Below are 25,045 nucleotides of genomic sequence, written 5' to 3'. Positions count from 1 at the left end.
CTGCAGGATTGGACAGACGGGGTGCCGCCACTTGCGTCAGCCCGCCTTGCTGATCGCACTACTCTTGGAATCCATGCAGGCTATCAGGCTGGTCCAGGATTTGACGAAGGACGAGGCGCCTTCTTCCTGGAGCCGGACGGCAAGCGCATCGACATCGATACCAGCCTTGGAGATGTCGCCGAGAACCTTCTCACAATCGCCGCCATCCGCCGCCAGAACGTCACCGACCTCGCCGTGATCATCGAAAGCCTTGAGCGTGCCCTCCGGCATGGTGTTGACGGTGAAGGGCGCCGCAAGAGCTTTCACATAGAGGATGTCCGAGGCCTGCGGATCCTTGGTGCCGGTGCTGGCCCAGAGCAGGCGCTGGGCTCGTGCGCCTGCATTGGCAGCACGTTGGAAGCGCGCTGAGTCAAGCAATTCCCGATAGGCCTTGTAGGTGCGCTGGGCAATCGCGATTCCGAGGCGATTGGTCAGTTCGCTCGGCAACTTCCCGCTGACCGCGACGTCCCACCGGCTGACAAAGACCGAGGCGACCGAAGCGACTGCCGGATTCAACCCAGCTTCGATACGCCGTTCAACACCGCGCAGATAGGCTTCTGCCGCCGCGATATATTGTTCGCGCGAGAACAAGAGCGTGACATTCACCGGAACGCCGGCAAAGATCGCCTCTTCAATCGCCGGCACTCCCTCCGGTGTACCGGGGATCTTGATGAAGAGATTGGGCTTGCCGCCACGCTGATGCAGATCGCGGGCAGCAGCCAGGGTTTTTTTGGTGTCATGTGCCAGGAGGGGCGACACTTCAAGCGAGACCCAGCCGTCCGTGCCATCGGTACGGTCGAAAACAGGCCGGAACAGGTCAGCGGCGCGGCTCAAATCCGCGAGCGCCAGATCGAAGAACAGGTCCTCTGGCGATTTCGCCGAGGAGGCTTTCTTGGAAATGTCTCCGTCATAGGTCGCGCTATTCCGGATGGCATGATCGAAGATCGTAGGATTTGAAGTGAGCCCGGTTACCGAGAGCTCGTTGATATAGCGTTGCAGCGTGCCGCTGTTCAGCAATTCCCGGGTGATGTTGTCGAGCCAGATACTCTGGCCCAAGTTGTGGAGCGCCTTCGTTGGTTTCATTTGCGTCACCTGCTGGCTAAATGCGAGGAGGTCGGTAGTTCTTTCTCTCCTGACGTGATTTCGGACGTCTCCATCAACGTTAACACTTTCGATTGGTGATTAACACCAACGCAGGATTGTCGAAGAGAGTCGTCAGGTCGGCGTCAACGTTGAGGAACGGGCCGCATTACTAATGCGCGCTCGGAATAAATTCAGACTTTCCATGGAGCCCGCGCTGGGAGGTCCCATGAGACATGACAAGAGCGTTTCCGCTTTCCAAAAGAGCGGCGTGCATGATCTGCACACCAATTTCCAACATGAAAGCGCAAATGACAAGAGGTGCTGAGATGAAAGCCTGCGAAGAGGATGCCTCGACGCAGCGAGTTGACTGCGTTGAAGCAGCTATACGAAAAATTTCCAAATCCGATCCGATCGATCTCTGCGATTTCAAATCAGTTTTTCTGAAGCTGCTGACAACCGGTATGAGGCGGGCCCCTCGTCTGCTTGTCTAAACGGCCCGAGCCGCCACAGCGTTCCACCGACCGCAGCAATTTCTCGGCGACGTATTCTCAGCGTCCGGGGATAAGTAGGCTGATGACTATCGTTTTTCTCTTTCGAGCACCTGTCATGCCGAAACCGCCAGTACCGATGAAACGAATTTTCCAGCGTGATTAGGTCTCTGGCTGTATGACGATCCGTTCGACCGTATAGATGCGTTAAGCTCGGTAAATTTCGCCAAGCCTTCCCGACTGAGCGGCCGCTATGGAGGCTGTATCTCTCTTCGAAGTCTCTCGACGATTTCAATTTCGATTTTTAAGCTCGCGAGCATTTAGAGGCATGATCAATCCAACACGAACATCTATGACTTCGATGATCGATATCGAGAGACGTTCTCTTGACCGAGGCGGAAGTTTCGACCGCGCTAGCCTGAGACCTAGCGGTCTCTTTAACCTCACCGCATCACTCCCGAGCGCTCGGCCGCGGTTGCAGCCTTATCGCGCCAACGACCCTACGTACAAATCTGGTCCAGTGCGCGAAAAAGAGAAAAGCAAACTGAGCTCGGCGCGTCGAGTGGGACGCAGCCCGATCAGGCAGTTGCAACTGTTCTTGCTTCAGGGATGCGGGGCTTCTGGAAAGGATGGTGGGCGATGACGGACTCGAACCGCCGACATCTTCGGTGTAAACGAAGCGCTCTACCAACTGAGCTAATCGCCCTCATAACCATGACGTTAACCGATCGGGTCATGGTTTACGGGCGTTCTTATAGCACGATCTGTACAAAAGAAAACCGGCCGTCTTGCGACGGCCGGCGATCTCTTAAAGATCCGGTCTGGATGCGGCGCGATTAGTTCACTGCGTCCTTGAGACCCTTGCCGGCTTTGAATTTCGGCTGCTTAGAGGCGGGGATGACGATCTCTTCGCCGGTCCGGGGATTGCGGCCCTTGGACTTGTCACGCTTGGAGACGCTGAACGTGCCGAAACCGACGAGGCGCACTTCCTGGTTACGCTTCAATGCCTTCGTGACAGCATCAAAGACAGCATCAACAGCACGTGCAGCATCGGTCTTCGACATTCCAGTATCTTCCGCCACTTCGGCGATCAGATCATTTTTATTCACAGGTTACCCCCTTGGTTTTAAGGAAAGGAAAGAAAAGCGCCGGCTGCGCGATGAAGCGGCGATTTTAGAGCTCCGTCCAAAACGCCGTCAACGAAAGAACCGCGATTATCCCCAGGAAAATCGCGGCTCTTCGCAGTGCGATGACGCAGTCGCAGTATGTCAGATCAATGCGTGACGATGCTGCGGTCGTCTTCTTTGTTGTTGGTGGCAACGGGGTCCACATCGGCCGGTTCGATCCATTCGATCGGCGTCAATGGTTTTGTCAATGCGTGCTTCAACACTTCATCGACGGAGGAGACAGGAATGATCTCCAAACCACGTTTCACATTCTCCGGAATGTCGGCGAGATCCTTTTCGTTTTCCGAAGGGATCAAGGCGATCTTGATGCCGGCCCGCAAGGCCGCCAGCAATTTCTCCTTCAAGCCGCCAATCGGCAGAACACGACCACGCAAGGTGACTTCACCGGTCATCGCAACATCGCGACGCACGGGAATGCCAGTCAGCACCGAGACGATGGTTGTCGCCATCGCGACGCCAGCAGACGGACCATCTTTCGGCGTCGCGCCTTCCGGCACGTGCACGTGGATGTCCTTCCTGTTGAAGATCGTCGGCTTGATGCCGAATTCGATGCTCCGCGACTTCACGTAGGATTCGGCGGCCTGCACCGATTCCTTCATGACATCGCCGAGCTTACCGGTGGCGATCACCTTGCCCTTGCCGGGCACCATGACCGCTTCGATCGTGAGGATGTCACCACCGACTTCGGTCCAGGCGAGGCCGGTCACAACACCGACCATATCTTCCGCCTCGGCTTCGCCGTAGCGGAACTTCCGGACCCCGGCATATTTCGCCAGGTTGCGGCGGTTGATCGTCACCTTCTTGAGATTCTTCAGCAGAATCTCCTTCAGCGACTTACGCGCCAGATTGGCGATTTCGCGCTCCAGGCTACGCACGCCGGCTTCCCGCGTGTAGTAGCGCACGAGATCGCGAATGGCGTCCTCCGACAGCACCCATTCGGTCTTCTTCAGGCCATGATCCTTCATCTGCTTCTGGATCAGGTGGCGCTTGGCGATCTCGACCTTCTCATCCTCGGTGTAGCCCGAGAGCCGGATGATCTCCATACGGTCCATCAACGGCTGCGGCATGCGCAGGCTGTTGGCCGTAGTGACGAACATCACATCGCTAAGGTCGTAGTCGATCTCAAGGTAATGGTCGTTGAAATTGACATTCTGTTCCGGATCCAGGACCTCCAGCAGGGCCGAGGACGGATCGCCCCGCCAATCGGCACCGAGCTTGTCGATCTCGTCCAGCAGGAACATCGGATTCGACGACTTCGCCTTCTTCATCGCCTGGATAATCTTGCCCGGCATCGAACCGATATAGGTCCGGCGATGGCCACGGATTTCCGCTTCGTCGCGCACGCCGCCGAGGCTGATGCGCACGAAGTTCCGGCCGGTCGCCTTGGCGATCGATTTACCCAGCGAGGTCTTGCCGACACCTGGGGGACCGACGAGGCACAGGATCGGGCCCTTCAGCTTTTTCTGACGCAGCTGCACGGCTAAGTATTCAAGGATGCGCTCCTTGACCTTTTCCAGACCGTAGTGATCGTCATTGAGGACCTTCTCGGCAAGCTTGATATCCTTCTTGACCTTGGTCGGCTTGTTCCAGGGGATCGACAACAGCCAGTCGAGGTAGTTGCGCACGACCGTGGCTTCCGCCGACATCGGGCTCATGGTGCGCAGTTTCTTCGCTTCGGCCTGGGCCTTTTCCCGCGCTTCCTTGCTGAGCTTGGTCTTCTTGATCCGCTCTTCGAGTTCGGCGACTTCATCCTTGCCGTCCTCGCCCTCGCCAAGCTCCTTCTGAATGGCCTTCATTTGCTCATTCAGATAGTACTCACGCTGGGTCTTCTCCATCTGCCGCTTGACGCGGCTGCGGATGCGCTTCTCGACCTGCAGAACGCCGATCTCGCCTTCCATGAAGGCATAAACACGCTCAAGCCGCTCGGTCACCGAAATCAGTTCCAGCAATTCCTGCTTGTCGCTGATCTTCAGGCCGAGATGCGAAGCAACCGTATCCGCCAGCTTCGAGGGATCGTCGATCTGGTTGACCGAGACCAGGACTTCCGGCGGAATCTTCTTGTTGAGCTTGATATACTGTTCGAATTGCGAAATCACCGAACGGGCGAGCGCTTCGACTTCCTTGCCTTCGCCATTCGCATCCTGCATCGCCACGGCTTCGGCGACGAAGAATTCTTCGTTGGCGACGAAGCGCTGAATGACGGCGCGATGCCCGCCTTCGACCAGCACCTTCACGGTGCCGTCCGGTAGCTTCAGCAATTGCAGGACGGTACCGACCGTGCCGACGGTGAAGATGTCATCGGAGCTGGGATCGTCCTGCGCCGCATTCTTCTGAGTGACGAGCAGGATCTGCTTGTCATCCTTCATAACATCTTCCAGCGCCCGCACCGATTTCTCGCGCCCGACGAACAGCGGCACGATCATGTGCGGGAACACGACGATGTCACGCAACGGCAGAACCGGATATTGCGACGACGATGTTTGCGTTTCCTGCATGATTCTTCTCAATCGTTAGATCCAAAACGAGACTACCCCTTCGCCCGGCAATCCCGCAACCTTCAGCACCCGAATGCCTCAAGTATTGATGGCATCCTGTCGTTGAGAGGTTGAAGATGTCGTAAACAGCAGCGATCGGAGTCGATCGAGCCAAGTGTCGAGACGGAAAAGGTCTCCGCCTGTATCACGATCCGCGCCGGAAACCGGCACAGTCAACGACTGAGAAGAATTCCACCAGTCGCCTCGGCAGTCACGTTAACATGTTGGGTGATAGCTGCGTCCCGTCAAGTTCTGGTCAACCTGTCAGCCAAGCGCGGAGCGGACCGGCGCCAGTCACAAATTGCAAGGCCCTAACAATTTTCGGGTTATGCGGTTATCCACAGCAGGGTTATCCACAAAGCAAATGCGCGGCAAATCGCCGCGCATCGCTTAATCACGTCTCGTTTGGATGGCTTAAGCGCCAGCCCCCACATCGCCACGACGGTCGGTGTAGATGTAAAGCGGTTTCGCACCGCCTTCCACCACTTCGCGGCTGATCACGATGCCTTCGACCCCGTCCAGGCCGGGCAGCTCGAACATCGGTTCCAGCAGGATCGATTCCAGGATCGAGCGCAAACCGCGCGCGCCGGTCTTGCGGGCGATCGCCTTGCGGGCGATGGCCGAAAGCGCATCCTCGGCGAATTCCAGCCGCACGTCTTCCATCTCGAACAGGCGCTGATACTGCTTCACCAACGCGTTCTTCGGCTCGGTGAGGATCTGCACCAGCGCAGCTTCGTCGAGGTCGTCCAAGGTCGCGACGACCGGCAAGCGGCCGACGAATTCGGGGATGAGGCCGAATTTCAGCAGATCTTCCGGTTCAACCTCACGTAGGATTTGGCCGGCGCGGCGTTCGTCCGGCCCCCGGACATCGGCGCCGAAGCCAATGGCAGAGCCGCCCCGGCCGCGACCGCCAATGATCTTTTCCAGGCCGGCGAAGGCGCCACCGCAGATGAAGAGAATATTGGTGGTGTCGACCTGGAGGAATTCCTGCTGCGGGTGCTTGCGGCCGCCCTGGGGCGGTACCGAGGCAACCGTCCCTTCCATGATCTTCAGCAGGGCCTGCTGCACGCCCTCGCCCGACACATCACGGGTGATCGAGGGGTTGTCCGACTTGCGGCTGATCTTGTCGACTTCGTCGATGTAAACGATGCCGCGCTGCGCACGCTCGACATTGTAATCGGCGGCCTGCAGCAGCTTGAGGATGATATTCTCAACGTCCTCGCCGACATAGCCCGCTTCGGTCAGCGTGGTCGCATCGGCCATGGTGAAGGGCACATCGATGATGCGCGCGAGCGTCTGGGCCAGCAGCGTCTTGCCGCAGCCGGTCGGGCCGATCAGCAGAATATTCGACTTCGACAGCTCGACGTCGTTGTTCTTTCCGGCATGCGACAGGCGCTTATAGTGATTGTGGACGGCGACGGAGAGAACCTTCTTCGCATGATCCTGGCCGATCACGTAATCGTCCAGAACCTTGCAGATATCTTTCGGGCTGGGCACCCCATCGCGCGATTTCACCAGCGTCGTCTTGTGTTCTTCACGGATGATATCCATGCACAATTCGACGCATTCGTCGCAGATGAAGACCGTCGGACCGGCGATTAGCTTCCGGACTTCGTGCTGGCTTTTGCCGCAGAACGAACAATAGAGAGTGTTTTTCGAGTCGCCGCCGCTGGCCTTACTATTCATCCTGATCCATCCAAGTTGGCCGGCGATCGACACGACCGCAGCCTTTTTGTCATGTTAGCCCCGGTAATTTCAGGAACACAACGGCTTTTTCCGACTCAGTCGGTTAAGCCCGTCGGCCCTGTCGCCGTCGGCCAATTGATGTCGCCCTCACGCCGGCCGAAGCGAAAACGGTCCGGCACCTGGAGTCCGGACCGTCTGTCAAGTCTAGGGGTTAAACCCCTGTGAAATCGTTAAAGTTCCGATCACGTCCGATCGCCGGTTCGATCATCGGCGTTCTTCGGACGTTCCAGCACGACTTCATCGATCAGCCCGAAAGCTTTTGCTTCATCCGGTTCCATAAAGTTGTCACGCTCCATCGCGCCTTCAACCTTCGACAGCTCCTGGCCGGTATGATGAACATAAATTTTGTTCAGCCGGTCGCGCGTCTTGAGGATTTCGCGGGCGTGAATTTCGATATCCGTCGCCTGGCCCTGGAAGCCGCCGGAGGGCTGGTGGATCATGATCTTGGAATTCGGCAGGCTGAACCGCTTGCCCTTGGCGCCGGCGGTCAGCAGCAGCGAGCCCATCGAGGCCGCCATGCCGATGCAGACCGTGGACACTTCCGGACGGATATATTGCATCGTGTCATACATCGCGAGGCCGGAGCTGACGACGCCGCCCGGCGAATTGATGTAGAGCGAGATTTCCTTGCTGGGGTTTTCCGATTCCAGGAATAGGAGCTGGGCGCAGACCAGGCTCGACATGCCGTCATTCACCGGGCCGACGATGAAAATGATCCGCTCCTTCAGGAGGCGCGAATAGATGTCATAGGCCCGTTCGCCGCGATTGGTCTGCTCGACCACCATCGGCACCAGCATGTTGTTGTAAATCTCGATCGGATCCCTGTCTCTCATCGCCCTCTCCTGAACTCCAAACTACGCCAACATGCCGCCGATTTCGGACAGAAATTCGGCGGTCGCGACGACTCGCGACCGCCGACGATCATAGAAGCCCGGCCCGGGAGCGCAATGGCGATCCCTGATGACGCTCGTAATCCGCTACTCGATATCGGTATCACCGAGCCGAGTTGCAAGACCGCGAGATCAAGCCGATTTGGCGGCCTCTTCCTCTTCCCGGGCGAAATCAGCCGGCGACACCTTGCGCTCGCTGAGCTGGGCCAGATCGAGGATGAAATCGATGACTTTGTCTTCATAGATCGGCGCACGAAGCTGGTTGAGCGCTTCCGGCGTCTTCTGGAAGTAGTCGATGACCTGCTTTTCTTGACCCGGATAACGGCGCGCCTCGGCGATTACGGCGCGGGTCAAATCCTCATTCGGAACCTGGATATTATTGATGCGGCCGACTTCCGAAAGCAGCAGGCCGAGCTTCACGCGGCGCTTGGCGATGTCGCGATATTCGGCCTTGAGCTGTTCTTCGCTCTTGCCCTTGTCTTCCGCTTCCAGGCGGTCGTTCTTCATGTCGTTTTCGATCTGCTGCCAGATCGCGCTGAATTCCGCTTCGACCAGGCCTTCCGGCAATTCGAAGTCATGCTTGTCGGCGAGAACGTCGAGCAGCTTGCGCTTGGTGCGGGCGCGGGCGATCGAGCCGTATTCCTTTTCGATCTGCTCGCGCGCGGACTTCTTCAGCGCGTCGAGATTGTCGAGGCCCAGTGACTTCGCCAATTCGTCATCGACCGGCACGTCCTTCATTTCACGGACTTCGTTCACCGTGGTTTCGAATTCCGCCTCCTTGCCGGCCAGTTCCGCATTGCCGTAATCGGCCGGGAACTGCACCTTCACCACCTTCTTGTCGCCCTTCTTGGCGCCGATCAGCTGGTCCTCGAAGCCGGGGATGAACATGCTGGAGCCGAGTTCGAGATACTGGCCCTCAGCCTTGCCGCCGGCGAATTCCACGCCATCGATGCGGCCGAGGAAATCGATCACGACGACATCGCCCTTTTCAGCCGGGCGGTCATTTTCCACCGGCGCCGACTGACGCTGGCGCTTGGCGATACGCTCAAGGCTCTCGGTGACTTCGCTTTCAGGCACGTCGACCGTCACCTTTTCCAGGCTGACCGTCTTGAAATCCATCGGTGTGATTTCGGGAATGACTTCCAGCGCGACGGAGAATTCCAGGTCGCCGCCATCCTCGAATTTCACGATCTCCACCTTCGGCAGACCGGCCGGGCGGATATTGTGCTCGTTCATCAACTTGTGCGAGCCATCATGCACCGCCCGCTCCAGCACTTCACCCTTCACCGACTGCTCATAGCGCTGCTTGAGCAGCGACAGCGGCACCTTGCCGGGGCGGAAACCGGGCAACTTCACCTGACCGCTGAGTTCACGCAGACGGTCGTCCACCTGGCTTTGCACCTGCTGTGCGGGAATGACGATCTTGAATTCGCGCTTCAAGCCATCGGTATTGGTTTCAGTGACCTGCATCGAAATACTCTGTCCTCAGAAGAAAGGGCTCCCAGACGGACGCGCATCATTGCTGAAAGCGGGCATCGCCAGTTGGTGCGGGCGGAGGGACTTGAACCCACACGACTTGCGTCACCGGAACCTAAATCCGGCGCGTCTACCAATTCCGCCACGCCCGCGCGCTGGACGGCTGCCGCACATCCCGCGACGGAACGCACGCCATTGTCGGGGGGCGGTGTATCCCAGCGCGGTCACTGGCACAAGAGAAATCCCATCGAAAAACAATGCTCAACCCAGCCCGAAGGCGCGGTTTCATCGGCTATGTGGGGTTCCAGGACATGTCGAAGGTTCACGCAGCGCATGAAGACCTTAAGGCTGAACATGAGACATGCCCACCCGCGTAGCGGCAAGGAGCCAGCGCCGTTCCCGGGATTTATTTAAAAAAATTATTATTTATCAGTTAATTATGAGGCTGCGCTCAACTCTGCGATCACCTTGGGCAGCAAGTCGGGTAAATCTTCCGCGAGGAGGCCGGGGCCAAAGCGCCGAGCGGCTTCGGCATGGAGCCATACCGCGGCGGCACTGGCCGCGAAGGCGTCCATTCCTTGTGTGAGCAGTCCGGCAATAAGCCCAGCTAACACATCACCCGAGCCGGCCGTCGCCAGATAAGCCGGAGCCTCACCATTGACAATTGCCCTTCCGTCCGGCGCCGCGATCACCGTGTCGGGACCTTTCAGCACGATAACGGCGCCGAAAAGACGAGCGGCCGCCTGGGCCCGCTGCAATTTGCCCAGCCCCGGCCCCAGATCGGCGCCGAGATTGCCGCAAAGCCGGGCGAATTCGCCCTCATGCGGGGTCAGAACCACCGGTCCGGCACGTTCCGCAATTAAATGGTGGTCGAGGTCCCGCCAGGCATCCAGCCCGCCACCATCCACGACGGTCGCATGGCGGGCGGCCAGGACATGGCGGAGCAGGTCCGAAGTCTCGCCGCCGGATTCCAGGCCGCTCCCGATTAAAACTGCCGACACCCGGCTGTCTTTGAGATAAGCGACAACATCCGCCGTTTCGGGCCGCGGCCGGACAATTGCACCGGCCTGATCCTGGGCATAGACGGAAACTGCCGCGGCGGGCGCCAGAATCGTCGCCAGACCCGCTCCGGCGCGGCGCGCAGCACGCACGGCCAGCCGAACGGCGCCGGTCATGACGCCGCCGCCGATCGCCACCAGATGGCCGCGGCTATATTTGTGGTCCTGCACCCGCGGCACCGGCAAAGCATGGCGCCATAAAGCCGGGGTATTTCGCCAAACGGGCGATAAGTCATCCGGCAAGGGGGCGGCCGGCAAACCGATATCGGCAATGACGAGTTCGCCTGTCGCCGTGCGGCCGGGCAGCAGCACATGACCGGGCTTGCACCAGGCGAAAGTGACAGTGAGCGTCGCCGCGATGGCGGTGCCGAGCATTGCGCCGGTATCGGCGTGAACGCCGCTGGGGATATCCACCGAGACGATCGGCGCGCCGCATTGGTTGGCGCGCTGCACGAGATTAGCCCCTACCCCATCCAGCCGACGGGTCAGCCCGATACCGAACAGCGCATCGACGATCAGTCCGCCCGCCTCGGGCCAGGTGATGTCGTCGGGCTCCAACGCGGTGCTTCCCCAGCCGGTTGCCGCGCGCCGCGCATCTGTGGAACTGGGCGCCGCAAGCGCTGTGACACTGACCGGCCAGCCGGCCGCACGCAAGGTGGCCGCGATGATGTAACCATCGCCGCCGTTATTGCCCGGACCGCAGAGCACCAGAACCGGCCGGCGACGCCAGCGCGCCAGGATGGCATCTGCCACTGCGCGCCCTGCGCGCTCCATGGCCGTGTAACTGTCAAGTCCGGCGGTGAAGGCCAATTGCTCGGTCCGCTGCATTTCCCGCGCGGTCACGATTCGCAATGCGAAGGCGCCGGCGCCTGCCTTTTGTTTCGAGTTCTCGTTGAATGCGGGCGACATGCCGGATCACCGGACCTTCAGTTGTTGCTTTTAATTGATGACCGTGCGGCAGAATTCCTCGCTGTACCGCTCCCGGATATCGGTACAGGCTTTCTGCGCTGCTTCCAGCGAGTTGAAGGGCCCGGCGAAGAGACGATAAATCTCGCCCTTTTGGCTGTTGTCGTAATAACGGAAATCCGGCTCCAGCTTTTTCAGGACGCTCGGATATTTCTGCAGCAACAGGTCCCAGGCCGATTGCGCAGCTCCCTGATCACGCTTGCTGGCAAGCCAGATGCGATAGACGCGCTTGCCGCTGCTGAGATCCTCAGCGACGGGGACGGCCGGCTCGGCTGGCTTTGCCGCATCAGCTGTTTTGGTTTCGGCAGTGGCGGATTCCGGTTTGGCAGGCGCGGCAGTATCTTGCGTCGCCATTTTTTCCGTCGGTGCGGCATCCGTCTTTGCAGCACTTTCCGCCGGCGTTTCGCGACCCTCGTCGGTCGCCGCGGCGGGCTTCGCCGGTTCGGCTTTTTCCGCCTCAGTCGACGCAGGCGCGGCCGGTTCTTCTTTAGCCGGATCCGGCTGTTTGGCGGTATCGCGAGCCGGTGCGGCGTCCGCTACCTTTTCAGCACTATCCGTCTTGGCTTCATCGGATGCTGCATCGGCCGGATCGGGGGTAGACATTTCATCGGGCCGCAGCGCCGAAGCCTGGTCGGCCTTGTCTTGCGTAGCTGCATCAGTCTCTGCCTGATCCCGCGCGGCTTGCGCCCCTTTCGCGGGCTCAGCCGTGGTCTCATCGCCCTTTGCCTGGGCTTCCTTGTTCTCGTCGCTGTCAGCCGCCGCTACCTGATGGCCGGTTTCCGGCTGCTTCGGTGCTTCGGCCGCCGGCTTTTCCGGCGGCGCTTTCTCGGTTTTTTCCGGTGTCTTTGCGGCATCTTCAGTAGCCGCCGATTGCCGCTGTTGCTTCGTTTCAGCCGTCTGATCTACTTGCGGCAATGGCATTTGCGTCGCCTGAGCTGCCGTGACGCCGGCCGCTTCCGGGGCCAGTGCCGCCATCAGCGCCTTGGCACCCGGATGGCCGTTCTCAGCAGCGCGGCCATACCAGTCATAGGCAAGCTTCGGATTCTTGGCGACGCCGAGACCGTCGCCATACATTTTGCCGAGTGCGAATTGCGCTTCGGGGAGATTGCCTTCCGCCGCCTGGGTAATCAGTTCCAGCGCCTTGCGGTCATCCTGCTGTACGACATTGCCGCTGGAATATTGAACGCCCAGATTGAACAAGGCCACGGTATAGCCCGCCGCAGCAGCCTCGGTCCAAAGCTGGACCGCCTTGGCCGAATTGCGCTCGACGCCGCGGCCATCGGCATAGAGGCGCGCCAGATTGTTCTTGGCGCCGGGCAGCCCTTGTTTCGACGCCGCCTCATACCAGCGGACCGCCGATTTGAGATCAGGCCTGCCGCCGATCTTACCCATTTCATAAAGCAGGCCGAGGCCCTGCTGTGCCTGGGGATCGCCGGTTTGCGCGGCAACCTGCCAGTCATGAAAGGCGGTCTGGAAATCGCCGCTGCCGAAGGCCTGCAGGCCGCTGCGGTAATCGGCAAAGGCCGGGGCAGCGACAGCGAGGGCACCGCAAATCACCATCAGCCCGAGAAGCGGCCGCCAGGATGAAAAGGCTTGGCGGGAAGACGGGGCCGCAGAGTTCGGGCTGCAATGCGCCTGCAGCGGGCCAAAAAGTCGAGTCGAGTTCATGTCGCAACTATGCCGCCGGGTCCGTGGGATCGCAATTCGCAAAGCAGCTCCACAACCATTCACCGCACGGACCATCCTCTAAAACCTGCCGTTCCAGACCGGATCAGTTCGGCCGGGAGGGCGTTTCGCCAGCCTGCTTCTGGGGAGGAGCTGAAATCGGCCCGGCCTGATGATGGATCATCCGCCAGAGCGCCCCCTCGCGCACGAACAGGTTGGTCGCGACGCCGAAATGGCCGTTCACCGCTTCGAAGCAGCAGACAATACCGACACCATTGACCAAGGCGATATCCTGTACCTGGAAACTGATGCTGTTAGGTTCGCTATTAGCAAAGATCTCTTGCCAGCTCGTTAAGATGCGCTCGCGGCCGCGGATCGGTTGGGCGCCAGGATGCAGGCAACGGGCCTCCGTCTCCTGGGCCCAGACTTCCGCCATCAGGTCGCCGTCCAAAGCGGCAAAAGCGCGGTAGAAAGCTTCATTGGCGAAACCGATGAGATCGATATCCGACATGGCGATGTGCCTCTCTGCTGCGGTCCATCATTGCAATGCCCCTACTTCCCAATGCCGTACGTCCCAATCCCCCTACTTCACAATACCTGTACTTCATGGCCCGCTGCGGCTATTCAGCATTAGCGTTAGCGCAGATATCCGAAGCTGTCAGCTTCCCGCCGGCCTGCGCCGGGTCGCCGCAGGGATGGCTTGCTGTCGGTGCGGGTCTTGCCTTTACCCCGCCGTCTCTGCACCATGCGCCGCAACAAGGGAGAGATACATGATCGGCCGTTTAAATCACGTCGCAATTGCCGTGCCGGACCTGTCCGCAGCCACGGCGCTTTACCGGGATACGTTGGGCGCGACAGTGTCCGATCCGGTGCCGCAGCCTGAGCACGGCGTCACCGTGGTTTTCGTCGAACTGCCGAACACCAAGATCGAGCTGCTGCATCCCTTGGGCGAGAATTCCCCGATCGCCGCGTTCCTGGAGCGCAATAGCAGCGGCGGCATCCATCACGTCTGTTACGAAGTCGACGACATCATTGCGGCACGTGACCGCCTGAAGGAGCAAGGTGCGCGCGTCCTGGGGGACGGCGAGCCGAAAATCGGCGCGCATGACAAGCCGGTCCTGTTCCTGCATCCGAAGGATTTCGTCGGTACCCTGATCGAACTGGAGCAGGCATGAATTTTTCCGACGTCTTCGCGCAGATCCTGATCTATTTCCTGTTCTGGTTCCTGTGCCTGTTCATCGTGCTGCCCTTCGGCGTCAAGCGCGACGAAGCGCCCGAAGTGGGCCACGATGCCGGGGCGCCGGTCAATCCGGCACTGAAGAAGAAGGCGCTTGCGACCACGATCCTCGCCTTGGTGCTGTGGGGCATCCTGTTTTATGTCACCCACATTCTCGGCTATTCGCTGCAATCCGTCTTTGAGAATAAGTGATGAGCGGCTTGACGGGTTATTGCCAAAGCGCGTTGGGCCATGAATGGCATGAGCCTTATCACAATCGGCATTACGGCTTTCCCATTGCCGATGACGATCAGCTTTTCGAAAGGCTCGTCCTGGAAATCAATCAGGCCGGGCTGAGCTGGCTGACGATTCTGAAACGCCAGGAATCCTTTCGCGCCGCTTACAGCAATTTTTCCATCGCCAGGGTCGCAAAATACGGCGAGAAGGATCGAGAGCGGTTGCTCGCCGATCCCGGCATCATCCGCAATCGATTGAAAGTCGAGGCGGCGATCGAAAATGCGCGGCGCATACGGGCGCTGCAAAAGAGCCATGGCAGTTTTCAGGCCTGGCTCGCCGCACAGCATCCGCTGCGCAAGCCCGATTGGGTGAAGCTGTTCAAGAATACCTTCGTCTTCACCGGCGGCGAGATCGTCGGCGAATTCCTGATGAGCACCGGCTACCTGCCCGGCGCACATGTCGAAGCCTGTCCGGTCTATAAGAAGATCGCCAAGCTCGGCCCGCCTTGGATGAAGGCGGTCAACAAGGGCATGCGCTTCCACGATTGAAGACGTACCGGCTTGCACTCATCCGGCGTTGTCCGAACCTGTGCGTGATACTCGTCACAGCGAGATGCGGGTTTTGGCCGCAGGGACTTGCGAACGCCCCGGGATTTTCCTAGTTCAGAAACAGTGGGCTTGCCAGGATGCGGACAGCAAAAAAGGCAAGCCTCCACGCGCTTGCCTTTTCTGCCGATTACTCCCCTCTCCAAGGCCGGAACCGGGCCGAACCACGGAGTGACACATCTTCCCAGAACTTGGACCGTGGCTTTTGCCACTCGGCTCGACTTGACGTCGATAGAGGGAGCCTATCGTAACGGGATCGGGTCAGTCACGCGGCAAATACATGACTGAGTTGCGAAGTTCGCAATTACGGAATAAACGATTCCGTAATCTGACCAATCGGTCAGTTTTATCTAAAAGATTAAGTTATTGATTTAAAGGATAGAATCCAATTGTGACGAGAATATTACCATATCCGCGACAATTTACCTCAAGGCGAGGTCGCAAATAGGCCACTTTCCTGACTCTTTCTGAATAGTCAGGCGGAACCTGTCGACGCCCAGCGCCTAGCTCCGACTCACCGGATCCAACTCTCCGCCCTGTCGAACTTCCCAGAGGAAGCACTGCGCACAAAAATGCAGCCGGCGATCGACCGACTGCATGCGAAAATCCCTTTTTAAGGAAAGCCCTCCTGGGAGGGCCCGTTGGGGCGAGTGACCGGTCTCGAACCGGCGACCTCCAGAGCCACAATCTGGCGCTCTAACCAACTGAGCTACACCCGCCACAGGCGCGCAGGGTGTAACCGAAGGCGCCGCACCGCGTCAAGCAATAAGCCGTAAGTTCCTAGAAGAGCCCGAATTTGTCGGCTTCTGCCGGGCTTGGGCGGGGCCGGCGGCAAGTTACCGGTATCGTGGTCGTCATTTCGCAAAATCTGGTCGTCCGGCGGTCTTATTCGACCTCGATTCCAGCTACACTCCTCCCATCCGGCCGGGCGGGGCCATTGCCGCGCGATGCCGGCTTTCTTCAACGCTAGAGAAACCGCTAGAGAATAAGGATCAGTCAATGCTTCAACTGGCGAGCGGCATGGGCCGCCTGGGAACGGAATCAGCATTCGAGGTATTGGCACGTGCCAAGGCGCTCGAAGCTCAAGGCAAGAGCATCATCTCGCTGTCGATCGGCCAGCCCGATTTCCAGACCCCCGGGCATATCGTGGAAGCTGCCATCAAGGCGCTGAAGGAGGGCCATCACGGCTATACGCCGGCCAATGGCATTCCGCAGGTGCGCGAAGCTGTCGCTGCCGATCTCAACAAGCGCCATGGCGTCAATGTCGATCCGGCCAATGTGCTGATCGTGCCGGGCGGCAAGGTCACCATGTTCTTCGCCATCCTGATGTTCGGCGAACCGGGTGCCGAGATCGTTTATCCGAATCCGGGTTTCCCGATCTATGAATCGGCCATCAAGTTCACCGGCGCTACTCCGGTGCCGATGCCGCTGCTGGAAAAGAACGGCTTCGGCTTCAAGGCCGATGACGTGTTGAGCCTGATCACGCCGAAGACCCGCCTGATCATCATCAACAGCCCGGCCAACCCGACCGGCGGCATTGTTGAGAAGGCGGAGATCGACAAGCTGGTCGCCGGCCTGGAGAAGTTCCCCAATGTCGCCATCATGAGCGACGAGATCTATTCCGAGATGCTGTATGACGGCAAGATCCACACCAGCCTGCTGAAATATCCGCAGCTCGCCGATCGCCTGATCATGCTGGACGGCTGGTCGAAGACCTATGCCATGACCGGCTGGCGCATGGGCTATTCGGTGTGGCCGAAGCATCTGATCGAGCAGGCGACGCGTTTGGCGATCAACTGCCATTCCTGCGTCAATGCCGCTGCCCAATGGGCCGGTGTCGCCGCCCTCACCGGCCCGAAGGATGAAGTCGCCAAAATGATGAAGGCCTTCGACGAGCGCCGCCGCTTCGTGGTCGGCGAGCTGAACAAGCTGCCGGGTGTCAGCTGCATCAATCCCTATGGCGCCTTCTACGCCTTCCCGAATATCAGCGGCACCGGCTTCAAGTCGAAGGAGCTGGAAGTGAAGTTGCTGGACGAAGCGGGCGTTGCTTCGATCGCCGGCACCAGCTTCGGCGCCCATGGCGAAGGTTATATCCGCATCTCCTATGCGAATTCGATCGAGAATATTGGCGAAGCGATGAAGCGGATCGGCAAGTGGCTCGACGCCAACCGCAAGGCCGCTTGATAACACCTCGTCTCGTTCCAGAAATGACGAAAGGCCCGGAGCAATCCGGGCCTTTTTCATTGCGTGCGCTTCATTCCCCGTTACAGTCTTCCGGTCAGTATCCAGGGGACGCAGATCATGAGCGTGTTTTCCAGCTTCACCGGCCAGCCTTTGCCGGACCGTGCCGATGTCGCCATCATCGGGGCTGGCATCATGGGCTGCGCCACGGCCTATTATCTCGCCAAGCGCGGGGTCAGCGTGGTGCTGCTGGATAAATCGCGCATCGCCGGTCAGCAATCGACCCGCGCCTGGGGCTTCGTGCGGATCATGAGCCGCGATGCGGCCGAGGTGCCGCTGATGATGGAAGCGATGAATATCTGGCCCGGATTGGAAGCGGAATTGCAGACCGATCTGGACTGGCGTCGGGAAGGCTGCCTGTTCATGGCCGATAACGAGAAGGAGCTCCAGGGCTATGAAGAATGGATGCCGATTGCACGGGACTATCAACTCGACACGAAGCTGCTGAGCGCCGGCGAAGTGGCGAAGCTGCTGCCGGGCCTGCGCGGTTCGGGAAAGGGCGGCCTCTACAGCCCGAGCGAAGGGCAGGCCGAGCCACGCAAGGTGGCGCCGGCTTTTGCACAACGCGCCGCTGAACTTGGCGCGCTGATCTTCGAAGGCTGCGGCGCTGTGAAAGTGGAAACCATCAACGGCAAGGTCGATACGGTGCTGACCGAAGCAGGCCCGGTCCGTACCAATGCGGTGCTGGTCTGCGCCGGCGCCAGTTCCTGGCGGGTGCTGCGGGGCCTCGGCCTCGATCTGCCGCAGCAATATGTCCGCTCGACGGCGATGCGCACCAATCGCATCGCGCCGCTGACCGGACTCTGTTTCTATGGCCAGCATATCGGTTTCCGCCAGCGCAAGGATGGCAGCATCACTTTGGCGGATGAAGTCTCCACCGATGTCGACCTGACGCTGGGTCATCTGCGGGCCATGCGCTGGTTCCTGCCGCCGATGGTGGAGATGCGCGATATGTTCACCTTCCGTGTGAACGATTTCGCCTGGCGCGATCTGGTGCACCGCCTGCCCTGGCGGCCGGAAGCGCAGCAGCCGCTGATCCACGACCGTGACCCGCTGATCCCCGCAAATCCCAAACGGGTACACCGCGCCATCGCCAATCTGCGCCATGCTTTCCCTGCGGCCGGCGCCGTGCAGGCGGTGGAAAGCTGGGCCTGCCATATCGATTGCATTCCCGACGGCATTCCCGTCATCGGGCCGCTGCCGGGGATCGAGGGCCTCTTGATTGCGACCGGCTATTGCGGCCATGGTTTCGCCATGGGACCGATCACCGGCCAGTTGATGACTGAGCTGATCACGACGGGTGCAACGGCGCTCGACCTTCGCGCCTTCCGCTTCACCCGGTTTGCCGAGGGCGACGTGAAGAAGCCACGTGCGATATATTAGAGCCGGATGGCACCTGCAGTCGCCGAAGCGATTGGAGGCGTAATCTGAAGCCGCTCTACTCACAAGATAGAGGGCGATTCACCTTTCCAGTTGAAGCAGATCTGCTTCAACTGGAAGTCATCGACGCACCGATATAATTTGCGTGCCCAAATTTTGAGCAAACTCACGCCTGTAAATTAGGCAAACGACTGATGGGCAGCAGGCGAAGCTGCTGAAATACCAGGAAATTCGCAGAAACCTGCGGCAAGCACCGTTGGCATGGCAATTGCTCTTAAAGGCGCAAGCGCCGCATCGATTAACGAAAGGGATGCCGGAATGAAAAAAATCGAAGCGATCATCAAGCCGTTCAAGCTGGATGAGGTGAAGGATGCGCTGCATGAAGTCGGCATCCAAGGCATCACCGTGACCGAGGCCAAGGGCTTCGGCCGCCAGAAGGGCCATACGGAGCTGTATCGTGGTGCGGAATACGTGGTCGATTTTCTGCCCAAGATGAAACTGGAAGTGGTGCTGGAAGACCATCTGGTGGAACGGGCGATCGAAGCGATCCGCCAAGCCGCCGCCACCGGCCGTATCGGCGATGGCAAGATCTTCGTGCTGAACGTGGAAGAAGCAATCCGTATCCGCACCGGCGAACGCGGGCCGGATGCGATCTGATACATGCCATCATTATCCGTCGCGACGGGCGACATCATGACAACCAACCGACAGGAAGACCGAAAATGTCGAGCGTGAACAAGGTCCTGGACCTGATTAAAAAAGAAGACGTGCAGTACGTCGATTTCCGTTTCACCGATCCGGCAGGCCAGTGGCACCATCTGGCGCATCATGTCTGCACCGTGGACGAGGACCTGCTGACCGAAGGTGTGATGTTCGACGGTTCCTCGATCGAGGGTTGGAAGGCGATCAACGAATCCGACATGACCTTGCTGCCGGATTGCGATACTGCCGTGCTCGACCCGTTCTCGGCCCAGAAGTCGCTGATCATCTATTGCGACGTCGCCGAGCCGCTGACCGGCCAGGCCTATAGCCGCGATCCCCGCTCCATCGCCAAGCGCGCCGAAGCCTATGTGAAGAGCTCGGGTGTCGGCGACACCATCTATGTCGGTCCGGAAGCCGAATTCTTCGTCTTCGACGATGTGCGTTACGAAGTCAGCATGAACCGCACCTTCGTCGAATTCGATTCCGAGGAAGGCCCCTATGGCACCGGCAAGCAGGTGCCCGAAGGCAGCCACGGCCACCGCATGAAGGTGAAGGGCGGCTATTTCCCGGTGGCACCGCTGGATAGCGCCGGCGATCTGCGCGCCGAAATGCTGACCACCCTCGCCGCCATGGGCGTGGAAGTCGAAAAGCATCACCATGAAGTGGCACCCAGCCAGCACGAACTGGGTGTGAAGTTCGGCACGCTGACCCACTGCGCCGATGCGATGCAGAAATACAAATATGTCGTGAAGAATGTCGCCCATGCCTATGGCAAGACCGCGACCTTCATGCCGAAGCCGGTCAAGGGCGATAACGGCTCGGGCATGCATGTGCACCAGTCGATCTGGAAAGCCGGCAAGCCGCTGTTCGCCGGCAATGGCTATGCCGATCTCAGCGAGACCGCGCTCTATTACATCGGTGGCGTCATTAAGCACGCCAAAGCGCTGAACGCCTTCACCAACCCGACCACCAACAGCTACAAGCGCCTGATCCCCGGCTTCGAAGCACCGGTGCTGCTGGCCTATTCGTCGCGCAACCGGTCGGCTTCCTGCCGCATTCCCTATACCGCGAGCCCGAAGGGCAAGCGCGTCGAGGTGCGGTTCCCCGATCCGCTCGCCAATCCCTATCTCGCTTTCGCGGCGCTGGTGATGGCCGGTCTCGACGGTATCCAGAACAAGATCCATCCGGGCGATCCGATGGACAAGAACCTCTACGATCTCCCGCCGGAAGAACTGAAGGAAGTGCCGACGGTCTGCGGCAGCCTGCGCGAAGCCCTGCAATCGCTGGAAGCCGATCATGAATTCCTGCTGAAGGGCGATGTCTTCAGCAAGGACTTCATCGATGCCTATATCGAGCTGAAGTGGAACGACGTGTATGCGATCGAGCACACGCCGCATCCGATCGAATACCAGATGTACTACTCTCTCTAAAACGAGACTTCCCCAAGTACGGACTACCGCCCGCCTGGACGCCGTTCAGGCGGGCTTTTTCTTGACCTTGAAGGCAATGATCATGAAGCAGCCGAAGGCAGACTGGATGCCTGCAACCCTGGCGGCCCAGGCCATGGGATCCGTCGATGCGACGACACGCGCGATCATTCCGCCGATCCACCCGGCGACGACCTTCCAGCGCGACAGCGACAATCAGTACCGTTCTGGCTGGAGCTATACGCGTTACGACAATCCGACCTATCAGGCGGCGGAAGAGCTGATGACGCGGTTGGAAGGCGGCGCCGACAGCATGATCTTCTCTTCCGGCATGGCGGCGGCGGTCTGCACCTTCACCGGCCTCAAACCGGGCGATCATGTGATCGTGCCGCAACTGATGTATTGGGCATTGCGCAACTGGCTGACGGGACCGGCTCTCGATTGGGGCCTGGAGGTAACCCTGGTCGATATGACGGATCTCGCCGCTGTCGATGCCGCCTTGCAGCCGAACAAGACGAAGCTGGTCTGGATCGAGACGCCGGCCAATCCGCTCTGGCGCATCACCGATATCGCCGCCGTCGCCAAGCTGGCGCATGAAGCCGGCGCAAGGGTGGCGGTCGATTCAACCTGTGCAACACCAGTCTTGAGCCGGCCGATCGAACATGGCGCCGACCTCGTCATGCATTCCGCCACCAAATACTTGAACGGCCATTCCGATGTGCTGGCCGGCAGCCTCACCACGGCGCGCTGCGATGGTTTCTGGGAAAAGCTGAAAAACCTGCGGCCGCAGATTGGCGGCGTGCCGGGTCCCTTCGAGGCTTGGCTTTTGCAACGCGGCATGCGCACGCTTTTCCTGCGTGTGCGGCAGGCCAGTCAATCGGCTGCGCAGATCGCCGCGCATTTCGCCGAGCATCCGGCGATCGCCGAGGTCCTCTATCCCGGCCTGCCTGATCATCCCGATCACGCTATCGCCCGCCGCCAGATGCAGGGCGGGTTCGGCGGCATGCTGTCCCTGCGGCTCGCGGGCAGTAGCGCGGAAGGCGGCATGAAGGCGGCGGTGGATTGCGCCGCCCGGGTGAAGCTGTGGAAACGCGCCACATCGCTGGGCGGCGTCGAAAGCCTGATCGAGCACCGCGCCTCCATAGAGGGACCGCAATCGCCGGTGCCGCGCGATCTGCTGCGGCTGTCCGTCGGCATCGAGGATCCGGATGATTTGATCGCCGATCTGGAGGCAGCGCTGGTTTAAAGTCTATGACTTATCATGTCTCGGTGTCGCATCGATCGCTATCGCAGAACCGGCCGGCAGGTCGCCGGGCCGATGCGCCGAGGACGACGGCCACGCAACATATCGCGCCGGCCAGCAGGATTGCGGCGAGATAGAATTCGGCGGATGGCTGAAAGCTGGCCTCGGCGAATTCGGCCAGCGCCATGGTCATGGCCCCGAAGGCCAACAAGAGCAGATGCGCGCGCCAGAGTGAATCGCCGATGACCGATCGCGCATCGCCCGAAAGTGAGGCCATGGCCACGTTCAAGGATCCCGGGTCGGCCGGCGCGGCACCAGTCGCGACAGGACCGGCAAGACGCGCCAAAGCGATGGATTTGATCCCGGCGACCATCGCCGCAATGAAGGCAGCCACCGGCACGCCAAGCTGAATGATCGGATAGTGCAGGCCGGCATCCGGTTCGAAGATATCGCCCAAATCGAGAAGACCAGCGATCAGCCCTAAAGCGCCGATCGTCAGCATCGTGTAACGGCCGCGCCTGGAAGCCAGGGCGGTTCTGGACCGTTCGAACTTTTGCCGGTGCCTCCGCCATGTGTCACTGTCGAGCAGGTCCTCGGCCAGCCGGCCCCGCAGGGCTAGCCAGCACATACGCAGCTCTGCCATGGCGCCCCATAAGGCGTTGATGCGGATCAAAGGCGGATTATGTTCGATAAGCCAATGTGAGCTGATCGCAACCATGTAACCAACGGCAATACCGGCCAGCAGCACCAAAGGCCGCCCCATGACAATCGCTTCCACAGCACTCAAGAGTCCGATGGCCGTGGCGAAATAATGCAGCAGCCGGGTGCCGGGCAGCGAATGATGTGTCAGATAGACTGGCCAGAAGGATTTGAACGTCATTTGAACAGCGCTCCCCCGTCAGATATCCGAGTCCGCGCGCATGCAGCCGGCCCAGGGCCCTTACATCACGCCAGGAAAAGCTGTTGGGAAGCTTGCAACCCCTGGAAGCATCTCTCCAGAGGATTGTGCAGGAATATCGTCTGACGATGAGCGGCATAGACGGCGTCGTATCGGCCACATTATCTTCGCATTAACTACTTTCTGCGAAACTCCGAGGCTCAATTTCTCGAAATCTCTATTCGGGTTCGGACCGGTCGGAGCGGCGCATGACTATTCGGCAACGGCTTTTTCTTTCCGGCATCATCGCGGTCATAGCCGTGATCCTGGTGGGCGGTATTGGCCTCTGGGGCATGCTCACCGGCAATGAGAGCGCAACGCGTCTCAACACGATGGCGGCGGCGATCCGACATCAGATGGAAGCCGATATGATGCACGACGCTTTACGATCAGATGTGCTGATCGCTCTGCGCGAGGGACGCAGCGGCAACCGCACCGCCCAGGACGCGGTGGTCAAGGATACAGAAGAACATCTCAACCATTTCCGCGAGGAGATCGCCGCCAATAAGGCGCTGGACCTGCCGGCTGAGACGCACAGCGCCATGGAGGCGGCGGCGCCCGCCATAGAAGCCTATCTGACCATGGCGAAGACAATGTCGACGACTGCCTTCACGGATAACTACTCAGCCCAAGACAAGCTCGTGGACTTCCAGAAGACCTTTTCCGATCTGGAAGGAAAGATGAGCGTCATCAGCGATACACTGCAACAGGCGGCCGATGGCACCAAGCAGCATGTAACGGAGTTGATGGATTGGCTGGTGATCGTGATCGCCCTCGGTGCCGCTGCCGCGACAATCGTGCTGCTGGGTGTGCTGACGCTGATCGGCCGCTCCATCATCCGGCCGCTGTCGCGCATGACCGATGCGATGCGGCGGCTTGCGGGTGGCGAGATCGAAATCGACATACCGGATACCGGGCGCCGCGACGAGGTCAGCGCCATGGCGGCAGCACTGCAGGTCTTCAAGCAGAATGCAGTCGAAGCCCGGCGACTTACCGAGGCCCAACGCGAGGCCCAGGAACAACGTGAGCAGCGGGCCAACAGCATCGACCGCCTATGCCGTGATTTCGATGCCGAGATCACCAACGTGCTTGGCGCCGTGGTTGCCTCGCTGCAGGAGATGCAGAAGGCTGTGGAATCGATGTCGGAACTGGCGGAACAGACATCGACCGAGGCAAATAATGCGACCAGCGCGTCCAGCGAAACCGCCAATCATGTCGGCTCCGTCGCAGCGGCAACTGAAGAGCTGGCCAGTTCGATCTCGGAAATCAGCCGGCAAGTCGCACGCTCCACCCAGATTGCCACTCAGGCTTCCCAGGAAGCGCGACAGACCAATCATGATATCGAAGGCCTCGCTGGCGCGGCCGAGAAAATCGGTGCCATTGTGCAGATGATCAACGACATCGCCAACCAGACCAATCTGCTAGCGCTCAATGCGACGATCGAGGCGGCCCGCGCGGGCGAGGCCGGACGCGGTTTCGCGGTGGTGGCGAGCGAAGTCAAGAACCTGGCCACGCAGACATCGCGGGCGACTGAGGAAATCTCCGCCCAGATCGGATCGATCCAAAACGAGACGCAACAAGCGGTCCAGGCCATTCGCGGCATCAGCACCACCATCGACGATATCAATCAGATCACCACCTCGGTCGCCGCAGCGGTCGAGGAACAGGGTGCCGCCACCCAGGAAATCGCTCGCAGCGTGGAACAAGCGGCGGGCGGCGCCAGGAGTGTTTCCGGCAGCATAGATATGGTAGCGGGCGCGGCGGGTCATTCGCGGACCGCGGCAGGCCGACTGCTGCAGGCGACGGAAGCCTTGGACCGTCATGCCGCCGACCTGCGCGGCGGGGTTGAGAGGTTCCTGCGCTCTGTCAAGACACTGTAATTCTCGGCGCCGTTCCAGCGAGATTTAATTAGCGCTTTCGGCGCG

At 59.8% G+C, this 25,045-nt stretch carries 19 protein-coding genes and 3 tRNA genes; 9 read left to right on the top strand and 13 right to left on the bottom strand.

From position 1 onward, the window contains the following. Positions 1 to 36: 36 nt before the first annotated feature. The 11 genes from tal to SMD27_RS19975 all read right to left on the bottom strand — a co-directional run bounded on the left by tal (position 37) and on the right by SMD27_RS19975 (position 13,643). Entirely contained in the window at positions 37 to 1,122 is a 1,086-nt protein-coding gene (gene tal, locus SMD27_RS20025; RefSeq protein ID WP_320510207.1) for a transaldolase, read from the bottom strand. 1,118 nt (positions 1,123 to 2,240) lie between these two features. Then, positions 2,241 to 2,316, bottom strand: a tRNA-Val gene (locus SMD27_RS20020). Positions 2,317 to 2,446: 130 nt separating this feature from the next. Then, the gene (locus SMD27_RS20015) at positions 2,447 to 2,719 is read right to left on the bottom strand and encodes an HU family DNA-binding protein (RefSeq protein WP_320510206.1); all 273 of its coding nucleotides are present in this window, start codon (positions 2,717 to 2,719) and stop codon (positions 2,447 to 2,449) included. Between the two features lie 164 nt (positions 2,720 to 2,883). After that, positions 2,884 to 5,292 (bottom strand): endopeptidase La, encoded by a 2,409-nt coding sequence (gene lon / locus SMD27_RS20010; RefSeq protein WP_320510205.1) that lies wholly within the window; start codon positions 5,290 to 5,292, stop codon positions 2,884 to 2,886. Between the two features lie 453 nt (positions 5,293 to 5,745). Continuing rightward, the gene (gene clpX / locus SMD27_RS20005) at positions 5,746 to 7,017 is read right to left on the bottom strand and encodes an ATP-dependent Clp protease ATP-binding subunit ClpX (protein WP_320510204.1); all 1,272 of its coding nucleotides are present in this window, start codon (positions 7,015 to 7,017) and stop codon (positions 5,746 to 5,748) included. Between the two features lie 242 nt (positions 7,018 to 7,259). Next, complete coding sequence (clpP, locus tag SMD27_RS20000) at positions 7,260 to 7,910, bottom strand: ATP-dependent Clp endopeptidase proteolytic subunit ClpP (protein ID WP_320510203.1); 651 nt, start codon at positions 7,908 to 7,910, stop codon at positions 7,260 to 7,262. Positions 7,911 to 8,099: 189 nt separating this feature from the next. Further along, a complete protein-coding gene (gene tig / locus SMD27_RS19995; protein ID WP_320510202.1) occupies positions 8,100 to 9,437 on the bottom strand; it encodes a trigger factor in 1,338 nt (445 codons plus the stop codon). Positions 9,438 to 9,510: 73 nt separating this feature from the next. Next, positions 9,511 to 9,595 (bottom strand) — tRNA-Leu (locus tag SMD27_RS19990). Between the two features lie 285 nt (positions 9,596 to 9,880). Further along, on the bottom strand, positions 9,881 to 11,410 hold the full coding sequence (locus SMD27_RS19985; RefSeq protein ID WP_320510201.1) for an NAD(P)H-hydrate dehydratase: 1,530 nt from the start codon (positions 11,408 to 11,410) through the stop codon (positions 9,881 to 9,883). A gap of 30 nt (positions 11,411 to 11,440) precedes the next feature. Beyond that, entirely contained in the window at positions 11,441 to 13,135 is a 1,695-nt protein-coding gene (locus SMD27_RS19980; protein ID WP_320510200.1) for an SPOR domain-containing protein, read from the bottom strand. Between the two features lie 103 nt (positions 13,136 to 13,238). Further along, positions 13,239 to 13,643: a nuclear transport factor 2 family protein gene (locus SMD27_RS19975; RefSeq protein WP_320510199.1), complete on the bottom strand. Its 405-nt coding sequence runs from the start codon at positions 13,641 to 13,643 to the stop codon at positions 13,239 to 13,241. A gap of 259 nt (positions 13,644 to 13,902) precedes the next feature. Here SMD27_RS19975 and mce point away from each other — a divergent pair, with 259 nt between their 5' ends. From mce to SMD27_RS19960, 3 genes are read left to right on the top strand one after another with little or no spacing between them, the layout of a single operon-like run. After that, complete coding sequence (gene mce / locus SMD27_RS19970) at positions 13,903 to 14,307, top strand: methylmalonyl-CoA epimerase (RefSeq protein ID WP_320510198.1); 405 nt, start codon at positions 13,903 to 13,905, stop codon at positions 14,305 to 14,307. Further along, on the top strand, positions 14,304 to 14,561 hold the full coding sequence (locus SMD27_RS19965) for a DUF1467 family protein (protein WP_320510197.1): 258 nt from the start codon (positions 14,304 to 14,306) through the stop codon (positions 14,559 to 14,561). Before mce ends, SMD27_RS19965 begins: the two co-directional genes overlap by 4 nt. Beyond that, positions 14,561 to 15,133, top strand: coding sequence for a DNA-3-methyladenine glycosylase I (locus tag SMD27_RS19960; RefSeq protein WP_320510196.1), 573 nt, complete (start codon positions 14,561 to 14,563; stop codon positions 15,131 to 15,133). Before SMD27_RS19965 ends, SMD27_RS19960 begins: the two co-directional genes overlap by 1 nt. Positions 15,134 to 15,832: 699 nt before the next feature. Here the strand turns inward: SMD27_RS19960 and SMD27_RS19955 are convergent. Beyond that, positions 15,833 to 15,909, bottom strand: a tRNA-His gene (locus SMD27_RS19955). Positions 15,910 to 16,189: 280 nt separating this feature from the next. On the opposite strand from SMD27_RS19955, the gene SMD27_RS19950 reads away from it, so the two are divergent. The 5 genes from SMD27_RS19950 (at position 16,190) to SMD27_RS19930 (ending at position 22,186) form a co-directional block, all read left to right on the top strand. After that, positions 16,190 to 17,374, top strand: coding sequence for a pyridoxal phosphate-dependent aminotransferase (locus SMD27_RS19950; protein ID WP_320510195.1), 1,185 nt, complete (start codon positions 16,190 to 16,192; stop codon positions 17,372 to 17,374). Positions 17,375 to 17,491: 117 nt separating this feature from the next. Further along, entirely contained in the window at positions 17,492 to 18,814 is a 1,323-nt protein-coding gene (locus SMD27_RS19945) for an NAD(P)/FAD-dependent oxidoreductase (RefSeq protein WP_320510194.1), read from the top strand. A 315-nt stretch (positions 18,815 to 19,129) separates the two neighbouring features. Next, complete coding sequence (locus tag SMD27_RS19940; protein WP_320510193.1) at positions 19,130 to 19,468, top strand: P-II family nitrogen regulator; 339 nt, start codon at positions 19,130 to 19,132, stop codon at positions 19,466 to 19,468. Between the two features lie 65 nt (positions 19,469 to 19,533). Next, complete coding sequence (glnA, locus tag SMD27_RS19935) at positions 19,534 to 20,943, top strand: type I glutamate--ammonia ligase (protein WP_320510192.1); 1,410 nt, start codon at positions 19,534 to 19,536, stop codon at positions 20,941 to 20,943. An 82-nt stretch (positions 20,944 to 21,025) separates the two neighbouring features. Beyond that, positions 21,026 to 22,186, top strand: coding sequence for a trans-sulfuration enzyme family protein (locus SMD27_RS19930; RefSeq protein WP_320510191.1), 1,161 nt, complete (start codon positions 21,026 to 21,028; stop codon positions 22,184 to 22,186). Positions 22,187 to 22,199: 13 nt separating this feature from the next. Here the strand turns inward: SMD27_RS19930 and SMD27_RS19925 are convergent, their stop codons facing one another. Next, positions 22,200 to 23,063 carry a DUF962 domain-containing protein gene (locus SMD27_RS19925; RefSeq protein WP_320510190.1) on the bottom strand — a complete coding sequence of 288 codons (864 nt, stop codon included), beginning with the start codon at positions 23,061 to 23,063 and terminating at the stop codon, positions 22,200 to 22,202. 266 nt (positions 23,064 to 23,329) lie between these two features. Between SMD27_RS19925 and SMD27_RS19920 the strand changes: the two genes are divergently transcribed. Next, complete coding sequence (locus SMD27_RS19920; RefSeq protein WP_320510189.1) at positions 23,330 to 25,000, top strand: methyl-accepting chemotaxis protein; 1,671 nt, start codon at positions 23,330 to 23,332, stop codon at positions 24,998 to 25,000. Positions 25,001 to 25,045 lie beyond the last annotated feature (45 nt).

Source organism: Dongia soli, assembly GCF_034044715.1.
Classification (GTDB): domain Bacteria; phylum Pseudomonadota; class Alphaproteobacteria; order Dongiales; family Dongiaceae; genus Dongia_B; species Dongia_B soli.
The sequence above is the reverse complement of the archived record's forward strand: the minus strand, read 5'-3'. Positions and strand labels throughout refer to the sequence as shown.

Bases quoted from the DNA above. Each gene is read 5' to 3' on its own strand.
- SMD27_RS19930 (WP_320510191.1), top strand. From the start codon at position 21,026: ATGAAGCAGCCGAAGGCAGACTGGATGCCTGCAACCCTGGCGGCCCAG.
- SMD27_RS19945 (WP_320510194.1), top strand. From the start codon at position 17,492: ATGAGCGTGTTTTCCAGCTTCACCGGCCAGCCTTTGCCGGACCGTGCC.
- lon (WP_320510205.1), bottom strand. From the start codon at position 5,292: ATGCAGGAAACGCAAACATCGTCGTCGCAATATCCGGTTCTGCCGTTG.
- glnA (WP_320510192.1), top strand. From the start codon at position 19,534: ATGTCGAGCGTGAACAAGGTCCTGGACCTGATTAAAAAAGAAGACGTG.
- clpX (WP_320510204.1), bottom strand. From the start codon at position 7,017: ATGAATAGTAAGGCCAGCGGCGGCGACTCGAAAAACACTCTCTATTGT.
- SMD27_RS19960 (WP_320510196.1), top strand. From the start codon at position 14,561: ATGAGCGGCTTGACGGGTTATTGCCAAAGCGCGTTGGGCCATGAATGG.
- mce (WP_320510198.1), top strand. From the start codon at position 13,903: ATGATCGGCCGTTTAAATCACGTCGCAATTGCCGTGCCGGACCTGTCC.
- SMD27_RS19980 (WP_320510200.1), bottom strand. From the start codon at position 13,135: ATGAACTCGACTCGACTTTTTGGCCCGCTGCAGGCGCATTGCAGCCCG.
- tig (WP_320510202.1), bottom strand. From the start codon at position 9,437: ATGCAGGTCACTGAAACCAATACCGATGGCTTGAAGCGCGAATTCAAG.
- clpP (WP_320510203.1), bottom strand. From the start codon at position 7,910: ATGAGAGACAGGGATCCGATCGAGATTTACAACAACATGCTGGTGCCG.
- SMD27_RS19940 (WP_320510193.1), top strand. From the start codon at position 19,130: ATGAAAAAAATCGAAGCGATCATCAAGCCGTTCAAGCTGGATGAGGTG.
- SMD27_RS19975 (WP_320510199.1), bottom strand. From the start codon at position 13,643: ATGTCGGATATCGATCTCATCGGTTTCGCCAATGAAGCTTTCTACCGC.
- SMD27_RS19985 (WP_320510201.1), bottom strand. From the start codon at position 11,410: ATGTCGCCCGCATTCAACGAGAACTCGAAACAAAAGGCAGGCGCCGGC.
- tal (WP_320510207.1), bottom strand. From the start codon at position 1,122: ATGAAACCAACGAAGGCGCTCCACAACTTGGGCCAGAGTATCTGGCTC.
- SMD27_RS19950 (WP_320510195.1), top strand. From the start codon at position 16,190: ATGCTTCAACTGGCGAGCGGCATGGGCCGCCTGGGAACGGAATCAGCA.
- SMD27_RS19920 (WP_320510189.1), top strand. From the start codon at position 23,330: ATGACTATTCGGCAACGGCTTTTTCTTTCCGGCATCATCGCGGTCATA.
- SMD27_RS19925 (WP_320510190.1), bottom strand. From the start codon at position 23,063: ATGACGTTCAAATCCTTCTGGCCAGTCTATCTGACACATCATTCGCTG.
- SMD27_RS19965 (WP_320510197.1), top strand. From the start codon at position 14,304: ATGAATTTTTCCGACGTCTTCGCGCAGATCCTGATCTATTTCCTGTTC.